This is a genomic window from Streptomyces capillispiralis (assembly GCF_007829875.1).
GTDB classification, from domain to species: Bacteria; Actinomycetota; Actinomycetes; order Streptomycetales; family Streptomycetaceae; genus Streptomyces; species Streptomyces capillispiralis.
Genome location: NZ_VIWV01000001.1, coordinates 5,164,269 through 5,186,542 on the forward strand (window position 1 = coordinate 5,164,269; position 22,274 = coordinate 5,186,542).

At 73.2% G+C, this 22,274-nt stretch carries 19 protein-coding genes; 13 read left to right on the forward strand and 6 right to left on the reverse strand.

Annotated elements, in window-relative coordinates:
- Positions 1–82 precede the first annotated feature (82 nt).
- From FHX78_RS22460 to FHX78_RS22470, 3 genes are all read left to right on the forward strand, one after another.
- Positions 83–358: a hypothetical protein gene (locus FHX78_RS22460; RefSeq protein ID WP_145869217.1), complete on the forward strand. Its 276-nt coding sequence runs from the start codon at positions 83–85 to the stop codon at positions 356–358.
- On the forward strand, positions 359–2,569 hold the full coding sequence (gene malQ, locus FHX78_RS22465; protein WP_145869218.1) for a 4-alpha-glucanotransferase: 2,211 nt from the start codon (positions 359–361) through the stop codon (positions 2,567–2,569).
- A gap of 93 nt (positions 2,570–2,662) precedes the next feature.
- Positions 2,663–2,938 (forward strand): hypothetical protein, encoded by a 276-nt coding sequence (locus FHX78_RS22470; protein ID WP_145869219.1) that lies wholly within the window; start codon positions 2,663–2,665, stop codon positions 2,936–2,938.
- 173 nt (positions 2,939–3,111) lie between these two features.
- Here the strand turns inward: FHX78_RS22470 and FHX78_RS22475 are convergent, their stop codons facing one another.
- Positions 3,112–3,693 carry a TetR/AcrR family transcriptional regulator gene (locus FHX78_RS22475; RefSeq protein WP_145869220.1) on the reverse strand — a complete coding sequence of 194 codons (582 nt, stop codon included), beginning with the start codon at positions 3,691–3,693 and terminating at the stop codon, positions 3,112–3,114.
- A 153-nt stretch (positions 3,694–3,846) separates the two neighbouring features.
- Between FHX78_RS22475 and FHX78_RS22480 the strand changes: the two genes are divergently transcribed.
- Positions 3,847–5,331 carry an FAD-dependent monooxygenase gene (locus FHX78_RS22480; protein ID WP_145869221.1) on the forward strand — a complete coding sequence of 495 codons (1,485 nt, stop codon included), beginning with the start codon at positions 3,847–3,849 and terminating at the stop codon, positions 5,329–5,331.
- A 23-nt stretch (positions 5,332–5,354) separates the two neighbouring features.
- Here the strand turns inward: FHX78_RS22480 and FHX78_RS22485 are convergent, their stop codons facing one another.
- On the reverse strand, positions 5,355–5,864 hold the full coding sequence (locus tag FHX78_RS22485; protein ID WP_145869222.1) for a MarR family winged helix-turn-helix transcriptional regulator: 510 nt from the start codon (positions 5,862–5,864) through the stop codon (positions 5,355–5,357).
- A gap of 105 nt (positions 5,865–5,969) precedes the next feature.
- Between FHX78_RS22485 and FHX78_RS22490 the strand changes: the two genes are divergently transcribed.
- The 4 genes from FHX78_RS22490 to FHX78_RS22505 all read left to right on the forward strand — a co-directional run bounded on the left by FHX78_RS22490 (position 5,970) and on the right by FHX78_RS22505 (position 9,894).
- The gene (locus FHX78_RS22490; protein ID WP_145869223.1) at positions 5,970–6,965 is read left to right on the forward strand and encodes an EamA family transporter; all 996 of its coding nucleotides are present in this window, start codon (positions 5,970–5,972) and stop codon (positions 6,963–6,965) included.
- Between the two features lie 211 nt (positions 6,966–7,176).
- Positions 7,177–8,712, forward strand: a complete 1,536-nt coding sequence (locus FHX78_RS22495) for a PQQ-dependent sugar dehydrogenase (RefSeq protein ID WP_145869224.1) — start codon at positions 7,177–7,179, stop codon at positions 8,710–8,712.
- A 137-nt stretch (positions 8,713–8,849) separates the two neighbouring features.
- On the forward strand, positions 8,850–9,422 hold the full coding sequence (locus FHX78_RS22500) for a dihydrofolate reductase family protein (protein WP_145869225.1): 573 nt from the start codon (positions 8,850–8,852) through the stop codon (positions 9,420–9,422).
- Positions 9,423–9,456: 34 nt separating this feature from the next.
- Positions 9,457–9,894, forward strand: a complete 438-nt coding sequence (locus tag FHX78_RS22505; RefSeq protein ID WP_145869226.1) for an Imm10 family immunity protein — start codon at positions 9,457–9,459, stop codon at positions 9,892–9,894.
- Between the two features lie 124 nt (positions 9,895–10,018).
- On the opposite strand, the gene pepN is transcribed toward FHX78_RS22505, so the two are convergent.
- On the reverse strand, positions 10,019–12,604 hold the full coding sequence (gene pepN, locus FHX78_RS22510) for an aminopeptidase N (protein WP_145869227.1): 2,586 nt from the start codon (positions 12,602–12,604) through the stop codon (positions 10,019–10,021).
- A gap of 193 nt (positions 12,605–12,797) precedes the next feature.
- On the opposite strand from pepN, the gene FHX78_RS22515 reads away from it, so the two are divergent.
- Positions 12,798–13,286 carry a DUF1203 domain-containing protein gene (locus FHX78_RS22515; RefSeq protein WP_145869228.1) on the forward strand — a complete coding sequence of 163 codons (489 nt, stop codon included), beginning with the start codon at positions 12,798–12,800 and terminating at the stop codon, positions 13,284–13,286.
- Between the two features lie 72 nt (positions 13,287–13,358).
- Here FHX78_RS22515 and FHX78_RS22520 read toward each other — a convergent pair whose 3' ends face one another.
- Positions 13,359–14,375, reverse strand: coding sequence for an aspartate-semialdehyde dehydrogenase (locus FHX78_RS22520; protein ID WP_145869229.1), 1,017 nt, complete (start codon positions 14,373–14,375; stop codon positions 13,359–13,361).
- Positions 14,376–14,710: 335 nt separating this feature from the next.
- Here FHX78_RS22520 and FHX78_RS22525 point away from each other — a divergent pair, with 335 nt between their 5' ends.
- Positions 14,711–15,244, forward strand: a complete 534-nt coding sequence (locus tag FHX78_RS22525) for an RNA polymerase sigma factor (protein WP_145869230.1) — start codon at positions 14,711–14,713, stop codon at positions 15,242–15,244.
- Between the two features lies 1 nt (position 15,245).
- The gene (locus FHX78_RS22530) at positions 15,246–16,352 is read left to right on the forward strand and encodes a phosphoheptose isomerase family protein (RefSeq protein ID WP_145869231.1); all 1,107 of its coding nucleotides are present in this window, start codon (positions 15,246–15,248) and stop codon (positions 16,350–16,352) included.
- A gap of 103 nt (positions 16,353–16,455) precedes the next feature.
- On the opposite strand, the gene FHX78_RS22535 is transcribed toward FHX78_RS22530, so the two are convergent.
- Together FHX78_RS22535 and FHX78_RS22540 are read right to left on the reverse strand one after the other, a co-directional pair.
- A complete protein-coding gene (locus FHX78_RS22535; protein WP_145869232.1) occupies positions 16,456–19,758 on the reverse strand; it encodes a S8 family serine peptidase in 3,303 nt (1,100 codons plus the stop codon).
- Between the two features lie 292 nt (positions 19,759–20,050).
- Entirely contained in the window at positions 20,051–20,599 is a 549-nt protein-coding gene (locus FHX78_RS22540) for a CGNR zinc finger domain-containing protein (protein ID WP_145869233.1), read from the reverse strand.
- A gap of 128 nt (positions 20,600–20,727) precedes the next feature.
- Between FHX78_RS22540 and FHX78_RS22545 the strand changes: the two genes are divergently transcribed.
- The gene (locus tag FHX78_RS22545; RefSeq protein WP_145869234.1) at positions 20,728–21,171 is read left to right on the forward strand and encodes a VOC family protein; all 444 of its coding nucleotides are present in this window, start codon (positions 20,728–20,730) and stop codon (positions 21,169–21,171) included.
- Positions 21,172–21,227: 56 nt separating this feature from the next.
- Positions 21,228–22,127, forward strand: coding sequence for a pyridoxamine 5'-phosphate oxidase family protein (locus FHX78_RS22550; protein ID WP_145872110.1), 900 nt, complete (start codon positions 21,228–21,230; stop codon positions 22,125–22,127).
- The last annotated feature ends 147 nt before the right edge of the window (positions 22,128–22,274 follow it).

Sequence of the window (22,274 nt, forward strand, 5' to 3'; positions counted from 1 at the left end):
GGGGGAGCGGGACGACCCGCACGCCCACCCACCCGCACGACCGACGCCCGGCCGCCAGGCCGTGCTCGACGAGGAGGCCACCGTGGCTGCACCCGCATACGTTCCTTCCCCGCACCTGTCCAAACCCGCGGCGGACCCGTCCGCCGCCGACCCGCACCTGTGCGTCTTCAGCGCCGAGGGCCCCTGCGCCGAACTCCCGCTGACCAGCGAACCCCCGCTGCCCGACGCCGAACCGCTCACCAGCGAACCGCCGCTCGCCGACGCCACCCCCCTGACCAGCGAGTCCGACGCCTTCCTGGACGCCTCCGACTCCTCCGGACTCGACGCCTTCCCGGCCCAGTACCGCCCGGAGGACTGAGTGACCGCGCCACGGCCGGCCGAGCCCCCTTCCGGGGAACTGTCCCGGCTCGCCGCCCTGCATGGCGTCGCCACCTCCTACCACCCCTCCCCGGACCGCACGGTCACGGCCCCGGCCGCCGCCGTCGTCCGCGCGCTGGCCGCCCTGGGCGTGGACGCGGCCACCCCGGGGGCCGTCCGCGCCGCCCTCACCGCCCGCGAACGGCACCTCGCCGAGCGCCTGCTGCCCCCCACCGTCACCGTCACCGCCGGGGACACCCGCGTCCCCGCCCCGCTCACCGCACTCCCCGAGGGCACCCGGCTCGACATCCGCACCGAACAGGGCGAGACCCGCCCCTCCGCCGAGCACCTCCCGCCCGGCGTGCACCGGGTCACCGCCACCGCCCCCGACGGCCGCACCGCGCACACCCACCTGATCGTCGCCCCGCCCCGGCTGCCCGCGCCCCCCGCCCGCACCCACGGCCTCCTCGTCCAGCTCTACTCCCTGCTCTCCCGCCGCTCCTGGGGCATGGGCGACCTCGCCGACCTCGGCGCACTCGCCGGCTGGGCCGGACGCACCCTCGGCGCCGGGTTCATCCAGGTCAACCCCCTGCACGCGGCCGTCCCCGGCCCGCCGACCGACCCCTCCCCCTACCGCCCCTCCTCCCGCCGCTTCCCCGACCCCGTCCACCTGCGCGTCGAGGACGTCCCCGAGTTCGCCCACGTCGAGGACAGCGACCGCGTCCGCGACCTGCTGGAGCGCGCCGGCCGGCTGCGCGGGGCGGTGCTCGACGAGGGCGCGCTGATCGACCGGGACGCCGTCTGGGAGGCCAAGCGGGAGGCGCTGGAACTGGCGCACCGCGTCCCGCTCGGCCCCGGCCGCGGCGCCGCCTACCGCGACTTCCTCACCGCACAGGGCCGGGCCCTGGAGGACCACGCCACCTGGTACGCGCTCGCCGAGGTCCACGGACCCGACTGGCACCGGTGGCCCGCCGCGCTGCGCGATCCGCGCTCACCCGAGACCGCCCGCGCCCGGCGTGAACTGGCGGACCGCGTCGACTTCCACTCCCGGCTCGTCTGGCTCACCGACGCCCAGCTCACCGACGCCCAGCGCGCCGCGCGCGACGCCGGGATGCCGGTCGGGATCGTGCACGACCTCGCCGTCGGCGTCCACCCCGGCGGCGCCGACGCCTGGGCGCAGCAGGAGTACTTCGCGGCCGGCATGTCCGCCGGCGCGCCCCCGGACGCCTTCAACGCGCGCGGCCAGGACTGGGGCCTGCCGCCCTGGCGCCCCGACCGCCTCGCCGACAGCGGATACGCCCCCTTCCGCGCCCTGCTCCGGGCCCTGTTCCGGTACGCCGGAGCCCTGCGCATCGACCACGTCATGGGCCTGTTCCGGCTCTGGTGGGTCCCCGAGGGCCACCCGCCCACCGAGGGCACCTACGTCCACTACGACGCCGAGGCCATGCTCGCCGTGCTCGTCCTGGAGGCCTCCCGCGCCGGGGCGGTCGTGATCGGCGAGGACCTGGGGACCGTCGAGCCCGGTGTGCGCGAGGCACTGCGCGAACGCGGCGTGTACGGCACCTCGGTGCTCTGGTTCGAACGGGACTGGGAGGGCGACCGCCGCCCGCTGCCGCCGGACCGCTGGCGCGCCGACTGCCTGGCCACCGCCACCACCCACGACCTGCCCCCCACCGCCGCCCGCCTCAGCGGCGAACACGTCGACCTGCGCGACCGCCTCGGCCTGCTCACCCGCCCCCTGGCCGAGGAGCGCGCGGAGGCCGCCGCCGACACCGCGGAGTGGCTGGACCTGCTGACCCAGCTCGGGCTGCTGGAGCGCCCCGGTGGCGGCACCTCGGGCGTCGACACTTCCGGTGACGGCACCTCGGGCGATGGCACTTCCGGTGACGGAACCTCCGGCGATGGCACTTCCGGTGACGGAACCTCCGGCGACGGCACTTCCGCGACCTTCGGCGACGGCACTGCCGAGGAGGAGGCCGCGATCCGGGCCGTGCACCGCTGTCTGCTGCGCACCCCCGCCCGCATGATCGGCGTCTGGCTCCCCGACGGCGTCGGCGACCGCCGCCCGCAGAACCTCCCCGGCACCTGGGACCAGTACCCGAACTGGCGCCTGCCGATCGCCGACGCGCGGGGCCGTCCGGTGACGCTGGAGGAACTGACGGCGTCACCGAGACTGCGGGCCCTGATGGACGTGTTCCGGGAGGACGCGTGACCGGGGCCGGGCTGCCGTGCCGCCGGGGGCGGTGGCGGCCCCTTGCGCACCCCGGGCGCGCGCGGCCCGACCGCGTTCGATAGTTTGGGGCACGTGGACAAGAAGAACGCCCTGCGCGCCGGCGCCCTGGCAGCCGGTACGACGCTGATGATGCTGCTCATGTCGTCCCCCGCGCTCGCGCTCACCCGCGACGACGGCGACGACCCCGGCACGGGCCTGAGCGTCGTCGAGACGCTGGGCCTCTACGTCGTGGCCCCGATCGCGCTGTTCGCGGTCATCGCCGCCCTGGTGATGGTCGGCGACAAGTCGCACAAGAAGAAGGACACGACCAGCTCCAACATCAGCACCCAGGCCGAAGCCAAGGCCTGATCCGGGGCGGGCCGCCCGCGAGCGGCCCCGCACACCTTCCCGAGGGCGCCGACCCCATCCGTCCGTACGCGCGAGCGCCGTACGTCACGGGGGCGGCGCCCTCGGTGTGTTCACCGGGCGGGCGTACGGCCGGTGTGTTCACCGGGCGGGCGCGCGGCCGTCCCGGGCGGCGCTCACCCCGGGTACGGCGCCGTCAGATAGCGCTGGACGGTCGGCGCCAGCCACGCCACGGCCTCCTCGGTGTCCAGCTCCACGGCCGGCGGGAACCGCAGGACGTAGCGCGTGAGCGCCAGCCCGAGCAACTGCGACGAGACCAGCGCGGCGCGCGCGGGGACCTGCTCGGGGTCGGGGCAGAAGCGACGGGCGAGCGGGAGGACCTGCTCCCGGAAGACGCCCTGCATCCGTTCGGCCCCGGCCTCGTTGGTCGCGCCGACCCGCAGCAGGGCCGTGAGCACGTCGTTCTCCTCCCACTGGGCGAGGAAGTGGGTCACGAGCGCCCGGCCGACGTCTTCCCGGGCCAGTGACGCCGGGTCCGGCAGCATCAGGTCGATGGCGACGGCCGCCGCGAACAGCCCCTCCTTGTTGCCGTAATAGCGCATGACCATCGACGGATCGATGCCGGCGTCCTTGGCGATGGCGCGGATGGTGGCGCGCTCGTAGCCGTCGGCGGCGAAGCGTTCGCGGGCGGCCTCGAGGATCGCCGCGCGGGTGGCCTCGGAGCGGCGCCGGGGGGCGGGGGGCTTGCTCGATGTCATGCCAACAACCGTAGGCCAACGTCCGTGGGCCAACAAGTGTTGAGTGCTTGGGCCAACAAGTGTTGACGTCGCGGACCGGGCGGTCCTACGGTGGTCCACAGGTGTTGGCAAACAGGTGTTGGCAAACAATCGTTGGCATCCAGGAGGCTCCCGATGAGCGGCACCGGCACCGACCCCACCCGCCCCACCTCCGGCTCCCCCCGCCCCACCCTCCCCGTGATCGTCGTCGGCTCCGGCCCCACCGGCCTGCTCCTCGCCGGTGACGTCGCCGCCGCCGGCGTCCCCGTCACCGTCGTCGAGAAGCGCCCCCACACGATCAGCAACCTCTCCCGCGCCTTCGGCGTGCACGCCCGCACCCTGGAACAGCTCGACGCCCGCGGCCTCGCCGACCGGCTGCTCGCCACCGGCAGCACCCTCACCGAACTGCGCCTCTTCCGCCGCCTCACCCTCGACCTGGGCACGCTCCCCTCCCGCTTCCCGTTCCTCCTCGTCACCCCGCAGTACGAGGTCGAGCGGATCCTGGAGGAGAGGGCGCGGGCGCTCGGCGTCGAGTTCCTCTTCGAGCACGAGCTCGTGGGACTGCGGCAGGACGACGGCGGCGTCGACCTCGACCTGCGCGGCCCCGACGGGACGGCCGTCACCCGCCGCGCGGCCTACGCCGTCGGCGCGGACGGCCACCGCAGCGCCGTACGCCGGGCCGTCGGCCTGCCCTTCCCCGGCGTCTCCGTCATCAAGTCCCTGTTCCTGGCGGACGTCCGGCTCGCCGAGCGGCCCGGGAGCGTGCTCACCGTCGACGGCACGGGGGACACCTTCGCGATGATCGCGTCCTTCGGCGACGGCTGGTACCGGGTCATGGGCTGGAACCGCCGCCACGAGGTCCCCGACGACGTCCCGCTCGACCTCGACGAGGTCAGGGAGGTCACCCGTGGCGCCCTCGGCACCGACTACGGCATGCACGACGCCCGCTGGCTCTCCCGCTTCCACAGCGACGAACGGCAGGCGCCGGCGTACCGGGCGGGCCGGGTCTTCCTCGCCGGCGACGCCGCCCACGTCCACTCACCGGCCGGCGGCCAGGGCATGAACACCGGTCTGCAGGACGCGGCCAACCTCGGCTGGAAGCTCGCGGCGGTCGTCGAGGGCCGGCTGCCCGAGGGCCTCCTGGACACCTACCAGACCGAGCGCCACCCGGTCGGCCGGGCCGTGGTGCGCAGCAGCGGCGGACTGGTCCGGCTGGCGCGGGCACGGCACCCGGCACTGCGCGCCGTGCGCGCCCTGGTCGCCGCCTTCCTCAACGCCTCCCGGCCCGCCCGCACCAAGGCCCTGGCCCAGATCTCCGGCATCGGTCACGCGTACCCGGCCCCGCGCGGCGCCCACCCCCTGACCGGCACCCGCGCCCCCGACGTGGCCCTGGCGGGCGGTCGCCTCCACGAGGCGCTGCGCGGCGGCCGTTTCGTCCTGATCACCCCGGAGCCGTACGACGCCGGCGGCATCCCCGGGGGCCGGCTCGGCGTGGAGCGCTGGGCGGCCGGGAACCGGCGTACGACCGTGCTGGTGCGCCCCGACGGATACGTGGCCTGGGCGGCGGACTCCGCCGGGCCCGCCGAGACCGCGAGCGCGCTCGCCACCCACGTCGGCTGAAGGGGCGCGTACCGACCGGCCCGCTACCTCTCGGTCGCGGAGAGCAATTCCCGCAGCAGGCCGGCCAGTCGCTCCGCCCGTTCCCCGTCCAGGGCGGACAGTGCCTCCGTCTGGACGGCGAGGCCCGCGCCGACCGCCTCGTCGGTCAGCCGCAGCCCCTCCTCGGTGAGCGTGACCTGGAGTCCGCGCCGGTCGTGCGGGTCGGGGGAGCGGCGCAGCAGCCCCGCCCGCTCCAGTTTGTCGAGGCGGCCCGTCATCCCGCCGGTGGTCAGCATCAGCGTGGCGGAGAGCTGGCGGGGGGAGAGCGTGTAGGGCTCACCGGACCGGCGGAGCGTCGCCAGGACGTCGAACTCCCCGCGCGAGACCCCGTACTTGGCGTACGCCTTCTCGATCCGGTCGCCCATCGCGCGCGCGAGCCGGTACACGCGCCCGAAGACCTCCATGGCGGTGGTGTCGAGGTCGGGCCGCACCCGGGCCCACTGCTCGATGATCGCGTCGACGGGGTCCTGACGCGGCTCCGGGGATGCACTCATGGGCAGGAGTATCCGCCTCCGTCCGGTCGGCCGCAAGAAAGTAGCTTGATGGAAAGTAGGCGACTGCTAAGCTACTTTCCATTGACCTACTGGAAAGGGGTGCGCATGGCCGCCCACCGCACCACCCTCGTCGCGGTCACCGCCCTCGCCCCCGTCTCCTGGGGCACCACCTACGCCGTCACCACCGAACTCCTCCCGCCCGACCGCCCCCTGTTCACCGGCCTGATGCGCGCCCTGCCCGCAGGACTCCTGCTCCTCGCGCTCGCCCGGGTGCTGCCGCGGGGCGCCTGGTGGTGGAAGGCGACGGCGCTCGGCGCCCTCAACATCGGCGCCTTCTTCCCCCTGCTGTTCCTCTCCGCCTACCGCCTGCCCGGCGGCCTGGCAGCGGTCGTCGGCTCCGTCGGCCCCCTGTTCGTCGTGGCCCTCTCGGCGCTCCTGCTGGGGCAGCGCCCGACGACCCGGACCGTGCTCACCGGGGCCGCGGCGGCCCTCGGCGTCAGCCTGGTGGTGCTGAAGGCGGCCGGCGCACTGGACCCGCTCGGCGTCCTCGCGGCCGTCGCCGCCACCGCCTCGATGTCCACCGGCACCGTGCTCACCAAGCGCTGGGGGCGCCCCGAGGGCATCGGCCCCCTCGCCCTCACCGCCTGGCAGCTCACGGCGGGCGGACTCCTCATCGCCCCCCTCGCCCTCCTTGTCGAGGGCGCCCCGCCCGCCCTCGACGCCCCCGCGGCCGGCGGCTACCTCTACCTCGCCCTGGCGAACACGGCGCTCGCGTACTGGCTCTGGTTCCGGGGCATCGGCCGCCTCACCGCCACCCAGGTCACCTTCCTCGGCCCCCTCTCCCCGCTCACGGCGGCGGTGGTCGGCTGGGCCGCCCTCGGCGAGACACTGACGCCACTGCAACTGGCCGGCATGACCCTGGCGTTCGGCGCGACGGTGGCGGGCCAGCTCACCGCCCGCCCCACCCCCACACGCACCGCCACCCCCACACCCGCCCCCACCCCTGTCCCGACACCCGCCCCGGCGCGCGGCCGTCCCGCCGCACCGTCCGCCCGGCGACCGCGCCCGTCCGACGCGCACGCAGGACACCGGCGCCCCTAGGGGCGCACGGTGCCGAGGGGACGCCACCGACCGCGCGCAGCGTTCGCGCCACCCGGGGCGAAAGTGGCGCGTTCGAACATTGCCGCCGCGTTCCACGGCGAGCAGCCTGGAGACCGCGTACGGGAGCGCTCCCATCGCGAGCCGCACGATGAGCACCGGATCAGCACCAGCCACCCCCCACCGTGCAAGCGCCCTCGTTCCTGGAGCCGACATGCCACGACCACGACGCCGCTGGACCGGACCCCTTCTGCTGGCCCTCCTGCTGACCGCCCTCGCCCCCTGGCCCGCGACGGCGGACACCGCGCCGGCCCGGGCGGAAACGAAGGCACACGCCGCGACCGTACCCCTGCCGTCCCTCAGCGCCACCACCACGCAGGTCGCCTCCGGCCTCAGACGGCCCACGGCCATCGTGGCCCCCGACGACGGCACCGACCGGCTGTTCATCACCGAGAAGCGCGGCACCGTACGCGTCTACCACCCGGACACCGGCCTGGCCTCCACCCCGCTGCTCGACATCACCGCGGCCGTGGACGAGTCCGGAAACGAACGCGGCCTCCTCGGCATCGCCCTCCCGCCCGACTTCGCCGCCACCCGAAACCTCTACCTGGCGTACACGGCCCTGCCCGACGGCGCGGTCACCCTCGCCCGCTACCGGCTCGACGACTCCCGCCTGGAAGTCCTCCTCTCCCAGGAGCACGCCCAGTACAGCAACCACAACGGCGGCCAGCTCGCGTTCGGCCCCGACGGCAACCTGTACTGGAGCATCGGCGATGGCGGCGGCTCCGGCGACCCCTTCAAGTCCGGCCAGCGGCTGGACACCCTGCTGGGCAAGATCGTGCGCATCGACGTACGCCGGACCTGCGGCACGCTGCCCTACTGCGTCCCCGCCGACAACCCCTTCGTGGACAGGGCCGGCGCCCGCGGGGAGATCTGGCTGTACGGGCTGCGCAACCCGTGGCGGTTCTCCTTCGACCGGGCCGACGGATCCCTGTGGATCGGAGACGTCGGCCAGGGCCGCTGGGAGGAGATCGACCACCTCGCCCCCGGCCGGGGCGGACTGAACCTCGGCTGGTCCTGCTACGAGGGCCTGGAGAAGTTCACGGGCGCCGACTGCCCGCCCGGCGAGACCTACACCAAGCCGGTCTTCACCTACTCCCCCTACACCGGCGGCTGTTCGGTCATCGGCGGCCACGTCTACCGGGGCCGGGCGCACGCCGACCTGGTCGGCGGGACGTACATCGCCACCGACTACTGCTCCTCGACCGTCTGGGCGCTGCGCCCCGACGGCGCGGGCGGCTACGAACAGGCCGAGATCGGCGAGATGCCCACTCAGGTGTCCTCGATCGGCACGACCGCCGACGGAGAGTTCTACGCCGTCAACGACCTGCCCGGCGGCCTGCACAAGATGTCCTTCGCCCAGAGGCAGCCCACCTGCCGGGTCGACCGCACGGTGACGGCCTGGGGCACCGGCATGACGGTCGACCTCACCGTCACCAACACCGGCAGCACCCCGGTGAACGGCTGGACCCTGCGGTTCCCGCTGGCCCTCGGCCAGACCGTCGTCTCCGACTGGAACACGGACCTGATCCAGTTGAGCAACGTGATCACGGCGACCAACGCCTCCCACAACGCCACCATCGCCCCCGGCGCCGCCATCACCCTCGGCTACCTCACCGACCACACCGGCGACACGTCCCCACCACCCCGCTTCACCCTCAACGGCGCCGCCTGCGCGATCGGCCGCTGACCCCCGCCCCACCCCACCGATGAGTTTCCCGGCGCCCCACAGTCCATCCTTGCGCAGGGCACACCGAAGCCACGAACGTGACCGAAGTACGCCCACGCCCACCAGGACCCGGACCCGACACACCGAGGAACTCCACGATGCGCACCCTGATCAGCACCGCTTTCATCTCCCTCGACGGCGTAGTGGAGGCCCCGGGCGGCGAGCCCGGCTACCGGAACGCCGGCTGGACCTTCGAGGACATCGAGTTCCTTCCCGAGGCCTTCGACATCAAGGGCCAGGAACAGAAGGAAGCCACCGCGATGCTGCTGGGCCGCGCCAGCTACCAGGCGTTCAGCCCCGTCTGGCCCGACATGGAGGACTTCGCGGACTACAGGGCGATGCCGAAGTACGTCGTCTCCACCACCCTCACCGAGGACGACCTGGTGTCGAACTGGGGCGAGACGACGATCCTGCGCTCCACCGACGACGTCGCCGCGCTGAAGGAGACCGAGGGCGGCCCGATCATCATCCACGGCAGCGCCTCGCTCAACCGGTCCCTGTCGGACGCCGGCCTGATCGACCGCTACCACCTCCTCGTCTTCCCGCTCCTCCTCGGCGCGGGCAAGCGGCTCTTCAGCACCACCGACAAGGACACCCAGAAACTGAAGCTCGTCGCCCACGAGGCCTACGCCAACGGCCTCCAGAAGAACATCTTCGACGTCGTGCGCTGACAGCACGGCGGCGCGAGAAACGGAGTCGGCGCGAATGACCGACCTCTCCCCCCACCGGTCCCCCTACTGGGAGATAACGACACTGGTGGTCGGAGAAGAAGTCCCGGACATCACCTACTCCGTCTTCGTCGGTGATGGAGACGACGCGGTGGCTAACGGGTACTACTTCGACCTTCAGCGTTTCCTTGAGGAGCAGCCGGACGAGCAGAACATGAGAAACGGCACGGACAGCTACTGCGTGGTGAACGAGAGCGGGGGCGTTCACTACGGTGGCCTGGAAGAGGTGTCCTTGTCGCCCGGTCTCCTGACCCTGCGTTTCGACGACGAGGCCATTGAGGCGCTGGGCCTGCCCTCCCGCGTCATTCCGTTGGGGGTCGCCGCAGAAGTCGACCTCGACGCGTTGCGGGCGGGCCTCCACCGCGTCCTCACCTACGGGAATCCTCGAAGACATCCGAGGCTGAATCTGGGATGAGCCGAGCCACTCCGTGACCGACTCGAACAGCTCGCACGGCCCATCGACACAACGCCCCGGGCCTTCCGAGAAACGCCAAGGGCGCCCGGTGTAACGACACCGGGCGCCCTTGGCGTATCGGACGTTACCGGGCGGCCCCCGCCGCCGCGTCCGCCGCCTGTGCGCGCAGGGCGCGTTCCACGCCCGCGCGGGACTCCGACACCAGGCGGCGCAGGGCCGCGTTCGGCTGGGCGGAGGTCAGCCAGGCGTCCGTCTTGTCCAGGGTCTCGCCGGAGACCTGGACCGTCGGGTAGAGGCCGACCGCGATCTGCTGGGCCATCTCGTGCGAACGGGACTCCCAGACGTCCGCCAGCACCTCGAAGTACCGGTCCGTGTACGGCGCCAGCAGCTCGCGCTGATCGGTCTGGACGAAGCCGGCGATGACCGCCTCCTGCACCGCGTTGGGCAGCTTGTCGGAGTCCACGACCGAGGACCACGCCTCCGCCTTGGCCTCCTCGGTCGGGCGGGCCGCCCGGGCCGTCGCGGCGTGGCGCTCACCGGCCGCCGTCTTGTCCCGCTCGTACTCGGCGGTGATCTCCGCCTCGTCGAACCGGCCCACCGCGGCCAGCCGCTGCACGAACGACCAGCGCAGCTCCGTGTCCACGGCCAGCCCCTCGACGGTTTGGGTACCGGCCAGCAGGGCCTCCAGCAGGTCCAGCTGCTCCGGCGTACGGGCCGTCGCCGCGAACGCCCGCGCCCAGGCCAGCTGGTGGTCACTGGCCGGCGCGGCGGACCGCAGGTGGGCCAGCGTGGCGTCGGTCCAGCGGGCCAGCAGGGTCTCGCGGGCGGCGGGGTCGGCGTACAGGTCGATCGCCAGCTTCACCTGCCGGTGCAGCGACTGCACGACACCGATGTCGGACTCCTTGCCGATGCCGGACAGGACCAGGGAGAGGTAGTCGCGGGCGGCGAGTTCCGCGTCCCGGGTCATGTCCCAGGCGGACGCCCAGCACAGGGCGCGCGGGAGGGACTCCGCGAAGTCGCCCAGGTGCTCGGTGACGACGGCGAGCGACTGCTCGTCCAGGCGGACCTTGGCGTACGACAGGTCGTCGTCGTTCAGCAGCACCACCGCCGGACGGCGCTTGCCGACCAGCTGCGGTACGGGCGTCAGCTCGCCGTCGACGTCCAGCTCGACGCGCTCACCGCGCACCAGCTTGCCGTCCGCGCCGAGGTCGTAGGCGCCGACCGCGATGCGGTGCGGGCGCAGCGTCGGCTCGCCCTTCGCGCCGGCCGGGAGCGCCGGGGCCTCCTGGCGGATGGCGAAGGAGGTGATCACACCGTCCGCGTCCGTCTCGATCTCCGGGCGCAGCACATTGATGCCGGCCGTCTCCAGCCACTGCTTCGACCAGGTCTTCAGATCGCGCCCGGAGGTCTCCTCCAGCGCGCCCAGCAGGTCCGACAGCCGCGTGTTGCCGTACGCGTGGCGCTTGAAGTACGCCTGCACGCCCCGGAAGAACTCGTCCTCACCGACGTACGCGACGAGCTGCTTCAGCACGGAGGCGCCCTTGGCGTACGTGATGCCGTCGAAGTTGACCAGCACGTCGTCCAGGTCGCGGATGTCCGCCATGATCGGGTGCGTGGAGGGCAGCTGGTCCTGGCGGTAGGCCCAGGTCTTCATGGAGTTCGCGAACGTCGTCCACGAGTGCGGCCAGCGCGAGCCGGGCGCGGCGGCCTGGCAGGCGATGGAGGTGTAGGTGGCGAACGACTCGTTCAGCCACAGGTCGTTCCACCACTCCATGGTGACCAGGTCGCCGAACCACATGTGGGCCAGCTCGTGCAGGATGGTCTCCGCGCGCACCTCGTACGCCGCGTCCGTCACCTTGGACCGGAAGACGTACTGGTCGCGGATGGTCACCGCGCCCGCGTTCTCCATCGCGCCCGCGTTGAACTCCGGCACGAACAGCTGGTCGTACTTCTCGAACGGGTACGCGTAGTCGAACTTCTCCTGGAACCACTCGAAGCCCTGCCGGGTCACGGCGAAGATCGCGTCCGCGTCGAGGTACTCGGCGAGCGAGGGGCGGCAGTAGATGCCGAGCGGGACGGACTGGCCGTCCTTCTCGTACACGCTGTGCACGGAGTGGTACGGGCCGACGATCAGCGCCGTGATGTACGACGAGATGCGCGGGGTCGGCTCGAAGACCCAGACGTTGTCCCGCGGCTCGGGCGTGGGCGAGTTGGAGATGACGGTCCAGCCCTCGGGCGCCTTCACGGTGAACTGGAAGGTCGCCTTCAGGTCGGGCTGCTCGAAGGACGCGAACACCCGGCGGGCGTCCGGCACCTCGAACTGGGTGTAGAGGTACGCCTGGTCGTCGACCGGGTCGACGAAACGGTGCAGGCCCTCACCCGTGTTGGTGTAGGCGCAGTCGGCCACCACCCGGAGGATGTTGCGGCCCTTCAGCAGGCCGGCGAGGGCGATGCGGGAGTCCGCGAAGACCTCGGCGGGGTCGAGGGTGTCCCCGTTGAGCGTCACCTCGTGCACGGCCGGGGCCACCAGGTCGATGAAGGACTCCGCGCCGTCACCGTCCTCCGCGACGTCGAAGCGCACCGTGGTCACGGACCGGTAGGTGCCGCCCTCCTGTGCTCCGGAGAGATCGAGTTCGATCTCGTACGAGTCAACGGTCAGCAGCTGTGCCCGCTGCTGCGCCTCTTCGCGAGTCAGGTTTGTGCCAGGCACGCGGTCATCTCCTCGTTATGTGTGGGTTGCGCCATCCTTCCACGGGAGGTCGGGATCGGGCGACGATGACGGCGAGCCATGGGGATACCCCTGTATCGGCACGTCCGGGGCAGGGTGGCCGAGGGAGGGGAGCCCGGACGCGACGTCCGGAACCCGCCGGTGGCCGGGGCCCGCGGGAGTGAGCCTGGGAGGCATGACGCACCACACCGCACGCCCCGTCCCCCCGACGGTGCTGAAGGAACTGCTGGACACCGACGACGCGGGCCGCCCCGCCGTCCCCCGTACGGACGACGAGGGCGGCGCCCCGCTCCGCTGCTGCCTGCGCCGCAGCGAGCCCGGCGAGCGGATCGCCCTCGTCTCCTACGCCCCGCTGCGCCGCTGGGCGGCGGAGACCGGCGCGGATCCGGGCGCGTACGACGAGCAGGGACCGGTCTTCGTCCACGCGGGGGAGTGCGCGGGGCCGCGGGACGACCGCCTGCCGTTCACGAACACGCACCGGGTGCTGCGCCGCTACTCGGCGGACGGCCGCATCCTGGGTGGCCGGCGGGTCGGGACGGCGGAGGGCTTCCGCCCCGCACTCGACGAGGCCTTCGCCGACCCGGCGGTGGCGCTGGTGCACGTACGGGCCGTGGAGTACGGCTGCTTCCTGTACGAGGTGCGCCGCCGGGAGGACACCCCCTAGCCGTCCGTGCCGCCACCGACGAAGAAGGCGGGCACCCCCGCAAGGGAGTGCCCGCCTCTCGTGCGGCGGGTGTCAGCCGCGCAGCTCCTCGGCCACCAGCTCCGCGATCTGCACGGCGTTCAGCGCCGCGCCCTTGCGGAGGTTGTCGCTGGAGACGAACAGGGCCAGGCCGTTGTCCACCGTCTCGTCGGGGCGGATGCGGCCGACGTACGACGGGTCCTGGCCGGCGGCCTGGAGCGGGGTGGGGATGTCGGTGAGGACCACGCCGGGGGCGTCCGCCAGCAGCTCGGTGGCGCGCTCGGCGCTGATCGGGCGGGCGAAACGGGCGTTGATCTGGAGGGAGTGACCCGAGAACACCGGGACGCGCACACAGGTACCGGAGACCTTGAGCCCGGGGATCTCCAGGATCTTGCGGGACTCGTTGCGCAGCTTCTGCTCCTCGTCGGTCTCGTATCGACCGTCCTCGACGAGGTTGCCGGCGAAGGGCAGCACGTTGAAGGCGATGGGGCGCTTGTAGACACCGGGCTCGGGGAAGTCGACCGCCGCGCCGTCGTGGGTCAGCCTGTCGGCCTCGTCGACGACCTTCCGGGTCTGGCCGTGCAGCTCCGCGACGCCCGCGAGGCCGGAGCCGGACACCGCCTGGTAGGTGGCGACGACCAGCGCCTCCAGGCCCGCCTCCGCGTGCAGCGGACGCAGCACCGGCATCGCGGCCATCGTGGTGCAGTTCGGGTTGGCGATGATGCCCTTGGGGCGCCGCGCGATGGCGTGCGGGTTCACCTCGGAGACGACGAGGGGGACCTCGGGGTCCTTGCGCCAGGCGGAGGAGTTGTCGATCACGACCGCGCCCTGCGAGGCGACCTTCTCGGCCAGCGCCTTCGAGGTCGCGCCGCCCGCGGAGAACAGCACGATGTCCAGGCCGGTGTAGTCGGCGGTGGAGGCGTCCTCCACCGTCACGCCGTCCAGCTCGGAACCGGCCGAACGGGCCGAGGCGAACAGGCGCAGCTCCGTGACCGGGAAGTTCCGCTCCTTGAGGATCCTGCGCATGACCGTGCCCACCTGACCGGTGGCTCCGACGATTCCGACCCTCACGGCGACTCCCTACTGTGTCCTGGTTTGTTCCTGAATGCCTGGCCGAGGCTCTTCCATGATGCGGCCGACCACGGCCCGCCTGTCCAATTCTTTGCGGGTGCTGCCCGACCAGTGGGACACAGCGGCGGCGGCCACCGGTTGCGGACCTGCGGCCGTCACCCCTCTGAACTGCAGAAATTCAGCTTCCGGGGGTCGTGGACCGCAAGGTCCCCTGCCCGGTCCGGCCCTGTCCACACGGCGATGTGACGTACGCCTCCACCGGATCCGGAGAACCCGGCCGAACGTTCCGGGCGGGACCGGCGTCGTAGGGGAAACAGGGTGAGGGGGTGGGGCCGGTGCTGCGTGGAAGGACCCGGCGCGGCAGGGGGGCGTACGTCGCCGACGACGACCCGCTGGACGCGGCACAGGAACGCCGGGTGCGGGCGGTGCTCGCACTGGGCGGGGTACCGCAGGCGGACCTGCCGGACGGGGTGCAGCAGGTCCGCCTGCGGCTGCTGGAACGCGCCGCGAGCGGGCAGGAGGCACCGCGGGACGTCTCGGCGTGGGCGGCGGTGGTCGCCTCCAACCTGGCCATGGACTGGCACCGGGCCAAGCGCCGCCAGGAGCGGCTGGGGGAGCGGCTGGCCGCGCTGCGCCCGGCGGAACCGCCCTCCGGCGAGGAGACCAGCGTGCTCTCCCTCGCCGTCGCCAGTGGCCTGGAGGAACTGCCCGACGCGCAGCGCCAGGTCGTCGTACTGCGCTTCTACGCCGACCTGCCGGTGCGCTCGATCGCCGAACAGCTCGGCGTTCCGGAGGGCACGGTCAAGAGCAGGCTGCACACGGCGGTACGGGCCCTGCGCGCCCGCCTGCACGAGGACGAGGTGGTGTGACATGACCGCCCACGACAAGGCCCGGGACCCCCGGGACCCCCGGGACCCGGAACCCGCCCGCAACGGCACTCCCTACACAGATCCCGAGTACACAGATCCCGAGTACACAGATCCCGAGTACACAGGCCCCGAGTACACAGACCGCGAGTACGCGGATCCCGAGTTCGAGGGGTCCGAGTTCGACGGGCCCGAGTACGGCGGCATGGATGCCCTGATGGCCGCCCTCCTCGACGGACCGCTGCCCGCGCCGGCCCGGCAGGACACGGCGTTCATGGCCGCGCGGAGCGCCGCCGTCGCCGACCTGGCGGTGCTGCGGGAGCAGCTGACGCTGATCGGCGACGCCCTCGCGGCCCCGGCCGCCGGCCCCGTTGCCGCCGGGACGGAGGACGACGCCCCGGCGGGGCGAGAAGAGGCCGCTCCCCCCGGACAGCGGCCGCCCGGACAGCGGCCGCCCGGACAGCGGCCGGAGCCCGACGCCGGGCCGGGGCAGACCGAGGGGCCGCGACCCTCGGCCGCCGCGCTCCCCGAGGCCGGGACCGGGGCCCCGCCGGCCCCCCGGGCCCCGCTGAGGGCCGTGCCGTCCGCTTCCGGCGGCGGCTCCCGTACCCCACGCCGTCCCCGCCGCCGCCCGTTGACGGTCGCCCTCGGTGCCCTGGCCGCCGCTGCCGCCGTCACCGTGGTCGTCGGCATGGGGTGGCTGGTGACGCAGCCCGGGGGCGCGTCCGAGGCGTCGGCGGACAAGGGCGTCGCGGCGGACTCACCGGCTGAGGGCGGGGTCGCCTTCGGCAGCCCGCGCTACCTCGCCTGCGCCCGTCTCGTCGCCGAGGGCACGGTGCTGGCGGTGGACCCGGTGCCGGGGACCACGGAGCTGGAACGGGTCACGCTCGACGCGAGCCGTGTCTACAAGGGGGAGGGCGACAGCGAGATCGTGTTCCGCCGGTACACCGTCGGGGTCACCCCGCTGCACCGCGGCGACCGTGTGCTGATCGGCTTCCCCGCGAGGGGCGGCCACCCGGACACGGTGATCACCGGTGCGGCGGACATCGCCGCCGAGCGGGCCCGGATCATCGCCTCGCTCCCCGAGTCGCGCACCCTCACCTGCGGCTGAGGACGACGAATCTGCGGCCGAGGACGACGAAGGGGCGGCCGAGGACGACGAAGGGGCGGGCGCCCGTAACGGACGCCCGCCCCGCCTCGTGCACAGCCGTCCGTTACGGGACGACCTTCTCGATCGCCACGTTGCCGACGCCCGCGACCGTGCCGCGCGCGTTGACCAGCTGGACGCGGCCGAAGAACGCACGGCCCTCGGGAGCCGCCGCCGCGACGGTGACGTCGCCGGAGACGGTGGCCGAGTCGCCCGTGCCGAGCTTCACCGCGGTGGCGCCGTCGACGGTGACGGAGCCGAGCGAGGCGGCGAAGAACACGTCCCGGTAGTCGTACTCCGTGGTGCCGGCCGGGACGGCGTAGCCGACGACCTCGATGGTGTACGTGCCGGCGGCCGGGGAGGCGATGGAGACGGACTCCTCGGAGTCGCCGTCGGCGGAGGAGCCGACCGCGTTGCCGTCCTGGTCGTAGACCGCGAGGTCCAGGTCGGCGGCGGCGTCCGAGACGTTGCCGATGGCCACGTCGAGCGACGCGGCGCCCGCGGGCACCTCGACGGTCGTGGTGTGCGTGTCACCCGTCGCGATGGACGGCCGGGTGGTCTTGGACGAGCCGAGCGGGCCGCCGACCAGCTTGCCGTCCAGGGCGGCCGCCTCGTTCGTCACCTTCCACGAGGCGGCGGCCGGCGTGCCGACCTTCGCCTCGGGCACGGTCACGGTCTCCGGGGCGAAGGCCGCCCCGAGGACGGCGACGTCCAGCTTGTACGGGTTGTCGAGCAGCGGGGAGGTGCGGCGCGACTCGACCTCGATCTCCCAGACGCCCGGCTGCGGGTTCGCGTAACTCCGCACGTCGGGGCGGCAGGTGTTGGCCGGGTTGGTGTAGTTCGGGTAGCAGTTGACCGTCGACGTCGGGTCGGCCGGGACGCCGTACGGGTGGATGGCGATGAACCGGGTCTGGCTCTTGTCCTTCAGCCCGCTCATCGCGACCTCCAGCGTCTTCGCGCCCTCGGGCACGGTGACGAAGTAGGAGGTGGAGTCGTTGCGCTGGGCGGTGCCGGAGGCCGAGAAGGTGTACTTCAGCGGCGCGGAGACGACCACGGTGGTCAGGATCTGCTGGTCGACGCCCTCGGTGCGCGGGTCGTCGACCTCGAGGATCGCGCTCTTGAGGCCGGCCGAGCCGGGCGCGGCCTGGACCTTCACGGTGACCGGCTTGTTCAGCGGCAGCGCGATGTCGTCGTCGCCGAGGACGCGGAAGGTGCGGCCCGCGTTGTTCTCGAAGTCCAGCTCGTGGCGGACCGCGCGGTCCGGACCGGACGTACGGGTGATGGTGACGTCGTACGTCTTCTTCTGACCGGCCTTCAGGCCGCCCTCGCGGTCGTAGAGACCGGTGCCGGAGCCGGGCGTCTTCAGGAACTGGTCGATCGCGGTGTCGACCGGCGCCTTCACCGTGTAGGTGTGCGCGGTGGCGCCGTCGCGGATCGCGTCCCAGGCATCCTCGATGTCGATGAGGCCGGCGCCCTCCTCGTAGGCCTGCACACCGCTGATGTGCTCGGCGGTGGAGGTGAGGGCGGTGCGCAGCTTCGCGGGCGTGAGGGCGATGCCCTTCTGCTTCGCGGCGGACAGCAGCAGCGCGGAGGCGCCCGCGGCCTGCGGGGAGGCCATCGAGGTGCCCTGGAGCATGCCGTACCCGGCCGGCAGCGAGTAGCCCGCCTCGGCGACCGGGGCGCCCGGCAGCCAGGTCTGGATGGTGTTGATCGCCGCGCCGGGCGCGACCAGGGTCGGCGTGAAGCCGCCGTCCTCACGCGGACCGCGCGAGGAGAACGGCATCATGGCGTAGTCCTTCTCCACCACGGAGCCGTAGTTGGCGGCCCAGGTCTCCTTGGAGGCGGAGGCGCCGACGGAGATGACCTTGTCGGCCAGCGACGGGTCGCCGATGGTGTTGGCGCCGGGGCCGGAGTTGCCCGCGGAGATCACCAGCTGGACGCCGTAGGTGTCGATGAGGCGCGTGTAGAGCTCGGCGCGGGCGTTGTTGCCGTCGTTCAGCGCCGGCAGGCCGCCGATCGACATGTTGACGATGTCGACGCCACGGGTGGTGACGAGGTCGATCATGCCCTCGGTGAGCGCGACGTTGGTGCAGCCGCCGGACCAGGTGCAGGCGCGCGAGGAGACGATCTTCGCGCCGGGGGCCGCGCCGTTCATCCGCCCGCCGAACAGGCCGTTGGCGGCGGTGATGCCGGCGACGTGCGAGCCGTGCGAGCCCTCGATGACACCGATGTTGACGAAGTCGGCGGTCTTGCCGACCCAGTCGCCGCCGTACGGGTCCATCGGGACGTCCTTGCGGATCTCCACGACGAACGGCTGGCGCTCGGCGACGTCGGTGGCCGGGTCGTCGGTGCCGAAGTACCCGATCTGGAAACCGTCCTTGTACGGCTTCATCGGGGTGTCGTCGGCGAAGTCCTGGTTGTTGTTCAGGTCGACGCGGACCGTGCCGGCCGCGGCGTCGTAGAGGACGCCCCAGGAGTCGGTGGTGTCGCCGTCGCGGTTGGCGTCGCCGCCCGCGTCGCCGCCGGTGGTGTAGGACTCCAGGAAGGTGCTGATCTGGTACGAGCCCGCGGGGGCCGTCCAGGTCCTGCCGTTGAAGGTGAAGGACGGCCCGGAGACGGCGGAGACCATCGGACGCCAGGTCCGGTCGCCGTCGACGATCGGGTCGGTGGCCGTCACCCAGTCGACGATCTTGCGCTCGCCGGTGGTGGTCTTCTGCAGCGCAGGGTGGCCGAGGTCCACGCCCGAGTCGAGGATGCCGATGGTGATGCCGCGGCCGTCCGCCTTCGGGTGGTCCTCGACGAACTCGACGGCACCGGTCTCGAAGGACGGGTTGTACGGGTTCTCGGCGGGGGTCCGCTTCCCGGGCGCCGGGTAGGAGGTGCTGCCCTGGGCGCCCGCCTGCCGGGTGGTGTCGGCGGCCGGCGTCGGGTCGTCCAGCGGGATCTCCTCGCGCAGGTCGACGCCGTGCACGGAGGAGAGCTTGGTGGCGGCGGCGATCGCCGCGTCGGCCTTGCCGGTGGGGACGGTGGCGCGGACGTAACCGAGCCCGTCGTGGGTCCGGCCGACCGAACCGCCCTTGACCGCGTCCAGCTGTTCGGCGACCTGCTCGGTCTTGCCGGGAGCGGTGGCGATCATCATCGTGACGTTCTTGGCGCCGTCGGCCTTGGCCTCGGCGAGCAGCTCCGCGTCGTCCGAACCGAGCTTGTCGGGGGCGGACTTGACGTCGGCGTCGGCGGGCGGCGCGTCGGCCGCGAAGGCCGCGGGTATCGGCCCGGCCGCGGAGAGCGCGGCGACGAGACCGGCGGCCACGGCTATGCGGGCCACGCGTCTCGCGCCCGATATCGGGTCGCGCTGGGGGAGGTGGGTCATCGGCATCCCTTGTACGTAAGGAACGATCGTGGAGCGACCGGAGCCGATAGGCCCTGACCGCTACGGTCCGGAACATGAGTTCGGACGGTCGTTGAGCCTTCCGCAAGGGGCTGATGTTTGGCGAGCGTTGGCCGAATCGAAATGGATGTATGGGGAAAACCCCCGATGTACTTATGGGGAGATGTGCCCCGAAGGTGACAAGTCGGCCATGGTGCGGTGCGTCGGGCGTTCCTCGCGTGGCGCGTGAGGGCGTCCCCGGCGCGGTACGCCGGGTGCCGCGGGCGCGGGCGCCTCAGGCGTCCTTCGTGCGCGCGTAGTGCCGGGACGCCTTGGCGCGGTTGCCGCAGGCGGCCATGGAGCACCAGCGGCGGGTGCCGTTGCGCGAGGTGTCGAAGAAGTGCAGGACGCACGCCTCGTGGGCGCAGCCCCGGATCCGGTCCGGCGCGACGGTCAGCAGCCGCAGGTAGTCGCGGGCGGCGAGCCAGGCCGGCCCCCAGGAGGCGTCGTCGAACTCGGGCCGCTCGCCCGGCCCGTCCGCGGTGAGCGTGGCCCGGATCCGCCCGTGCGCGAGCACGGAGTCCACCGCCCCCGTGCCCTCGCCGGGTGCCCCGTCGACCGCGTCCTTCAGGGCGTCCCGTGCCCGCAGTACGTGGCGCAGCGTCGCCGCGTCGGCGGCGAACTCCCCGTCCAGCCCGTTGGCGGCCAGCCACACCGCGAGCCCGTCGGTGCCGGTGAGCAGGTCCCGCGGGGCTCCCTCGCTCACCCAGCGGGTGTTGAGCAGGTCGAGCGCGAGCGGCTCGCCGGTGAGCGGCCGCGGGTCCACGCGGTCCCGGTCGGACATGGAGGGCTCCTTCCGTGCTAACCACTCAAGCGTACGTGACCGGTTGACGCGCGAGAGATCTAACCCCTATCGTCGCTTTCACTGGTTAGCCTCGCATGCTGTCCGCGAGGCCCGACGAAGGGACTCCCATGACCCCGCGCCCCGGCCACACCGGCCTGAACGTCACCGACCTCGACCGCTCGCTCGCCTTCTACCGCGACGTCCTCGGCTTCGCCCCGATCGGTGAGGGCAAGGAGGAGGGCAGGCGGTACGCGTTCCTGGGGGACGGCGAGCGGCTCGTGCTCACCCTCTGGCAGCAGGCGGACGAGCCGTACGACGGCACCCGCTCCGGGCTGCACCACCTCGCCTTCGAGGTGGACTCGATCGAGCGGGTCAGGGAGTACGAGAGCGCCCTGCGCGCCCACGGCACCGCGTTCGCGTACGACGGCGTGGTCGCCCACGGCGAGGGCGCCGCCTCCGGCGGCATCTTCTTCCGCGACCCGGACGGCACCCGGCTGGAGATCTCGGCACCGAGCGGCGCCCAGGACGCCCCCGCGCCGCACGGCTCCGCCCCGACCTGCGGCTTCTTCTAACCGTGGAGACGACCCCGGCCCCGGAGACGACCCCGGCCCCGGAGACGACAGCGGCCGTGGAGACGACCCCGGCCGTGTACCACGCGGGCTCGCGCGCCGTTCAGGAGCGCGTGGGCGTGCGGGAGAGCGCCGACCACGTCGGCCGGTCCGTCGGGCGGCACATCAAACCGGTGGCCGCCGCCTTCCTCGGACTCCAGCCGCTGCTGGTGCTCGGCGCCGCAGCCCCGGACACCGGCAGGGTGTGGGCCTCCCCGCTCACCGGCACCCCCGGCTTCGTCCGCGCCACCGGGCCGCGGCAGCTGTCGGTCACCGGCGGGCTCCGCCCGGCCGACCCGCTCACCTCCGCCCTCGCCACCGACGGCACCCGCGTCGGCACCCTCGCCCTGGACCCGCGCACCCGCCGCCGCATGCGCCTGAACGGCCGGCTCCGCCCCACCCCCCGGGGCTTCGCCGTCGAGGCCGACCAGGTGTTCGCCAACTGCCCCAAGTACCTGCAGAGACGGGAGACCTACGAGACGGTCGCCGGCCGCCGCCCGGGCACCACCCGGCGCGGCCACCGCCTCACGGACGAACAGCGGGCGTTCGTGGAGGCGGCCGACACCCTGTTCATCGCCACCGTGCACCCGGGCGGCGCCGACGCCGGCCACCGCGGCGGCCACCCCGGCTTCGTCCGCACCACCTCCGCCACCGGGCTGAGCTGGCGCGACTACCCGGGCAACGCCATGTTCCTCACCCTCGGCAACCTGGTCACCGACCCCCGGGCGGGCCTGCTCCTGCTCGACTGGACGACGGGACGGTCCCTCCAGCTCACCGGCGAGGCCCGCACCGAGTTCACCGCCGACGGGGAGCGCCGGGTCCACTTCACCGTGACGGAGGCGGAGGACACCCCGGACGCCGTACCGCTGCGCTGGTCCGCCCCCGCCTACTCACCCGCCAATCCACACCCCCCGGGATGACGCCCGGGCGGCTCCCGCCCCGGCTCCGGACCCGGGCGCCTGCCCCGCGAGATGAACGCGAAGCGACTGCCCCGGGGCCGGAGCGGGGCCGGTGCGGGAGCGGCCGGCGACACCTCGGGCGCACCTAGATCCACGTACGGCGATCGG

Excerpts from the sequence above, each read along its gene's own strand:
- FHX78_RS22475 (WP_145869220.1), bottom strand. The coding sequence starts at position 3,693 with ATGACATCGAGCAAGCCCCCCGCCCCCCGGCGCCGCTCCGAGGCCACC.
- FHX78_RS22480 (WP_145869221.1), top strand. The coding sequence starts at position 3,847 with ATGAGCGGCACCGGCACCGACCCCACCCGCCCCACCTCCGGCTCCCCC.
- FHX78_RS22485 (WP_145869222.1), bottom strand. The coding sequence starts at position 5,864 with ATGAGTGCATCCCCGGAGCCGCGTCAGGACCCCGTCGACGCGATCATC.
- FHX78_RS22490 (WP_145869223.1), top strand. The coding sequence starts at position 5,970 with ATGGCCGCCCACCGCACCACCCTCGTCGCGGTCACCGCCCTCGCCCCC.
- FHX78_RS22495 (WP_145869224.1), top strand. The coding sequence starts at position 7,177 with ATGCCACGACCACGACGCCGCTGGACCGGACCCCTTCTGCTGGCCCTC.
- FHX78_RS22500 (WP_145869225.1), top strand. The coding sequence starts at position 8,850 with ATGCGCACCCTGATCAGCACCGCTTTCATCTCCCTCGACGGCGTAGTG.
- FHX78_RS22505 (WP_145869226.1), top strand. The coding sequence starts at position 9,457 with ATGACCGACCTCTCCCCCCACCGGTCCCCCTACTGGGAGATAACGACA.
- FHX78_RS22515 (WP_145869228.1), top strand. The coding sequence starts at position 12,798 with ATGACGCACCACACCGCACGCCCCGTCCCCCCGACGGTGCTGAAGGAA.
- FHX78_RS22530 (WP_145869231.1), top strand. The coding sequence starts at position 15,246 with ATGACCGCCCACGACAAGGCCCGGGACCCCCGGGACCCCCGGGACCCG.
- FHX78_RS22535 (WP_145869232.1), bottom strand. The coding sequence starts at position 19,758 with ATGACCCACCTCCCCCAGCGCGACCCGATATCGGGCGCGAGACGCGTG.
- FHX78_RS22540 (WP_145869233.1), bottom strand. The coding sequence starts at position 20,599 with ATGTCCGACCGGGACCGCGTGGACCCGCGGCCGCTCACCGGCGAGCCG.
- FHX78_RS22545 (WP_145869234.1), top strand. The coding sequence starts at position 20,728 with ATGACCCCGCGCCCCGGCCACACCGGCCTGAACGTCACCGACCTCGAC.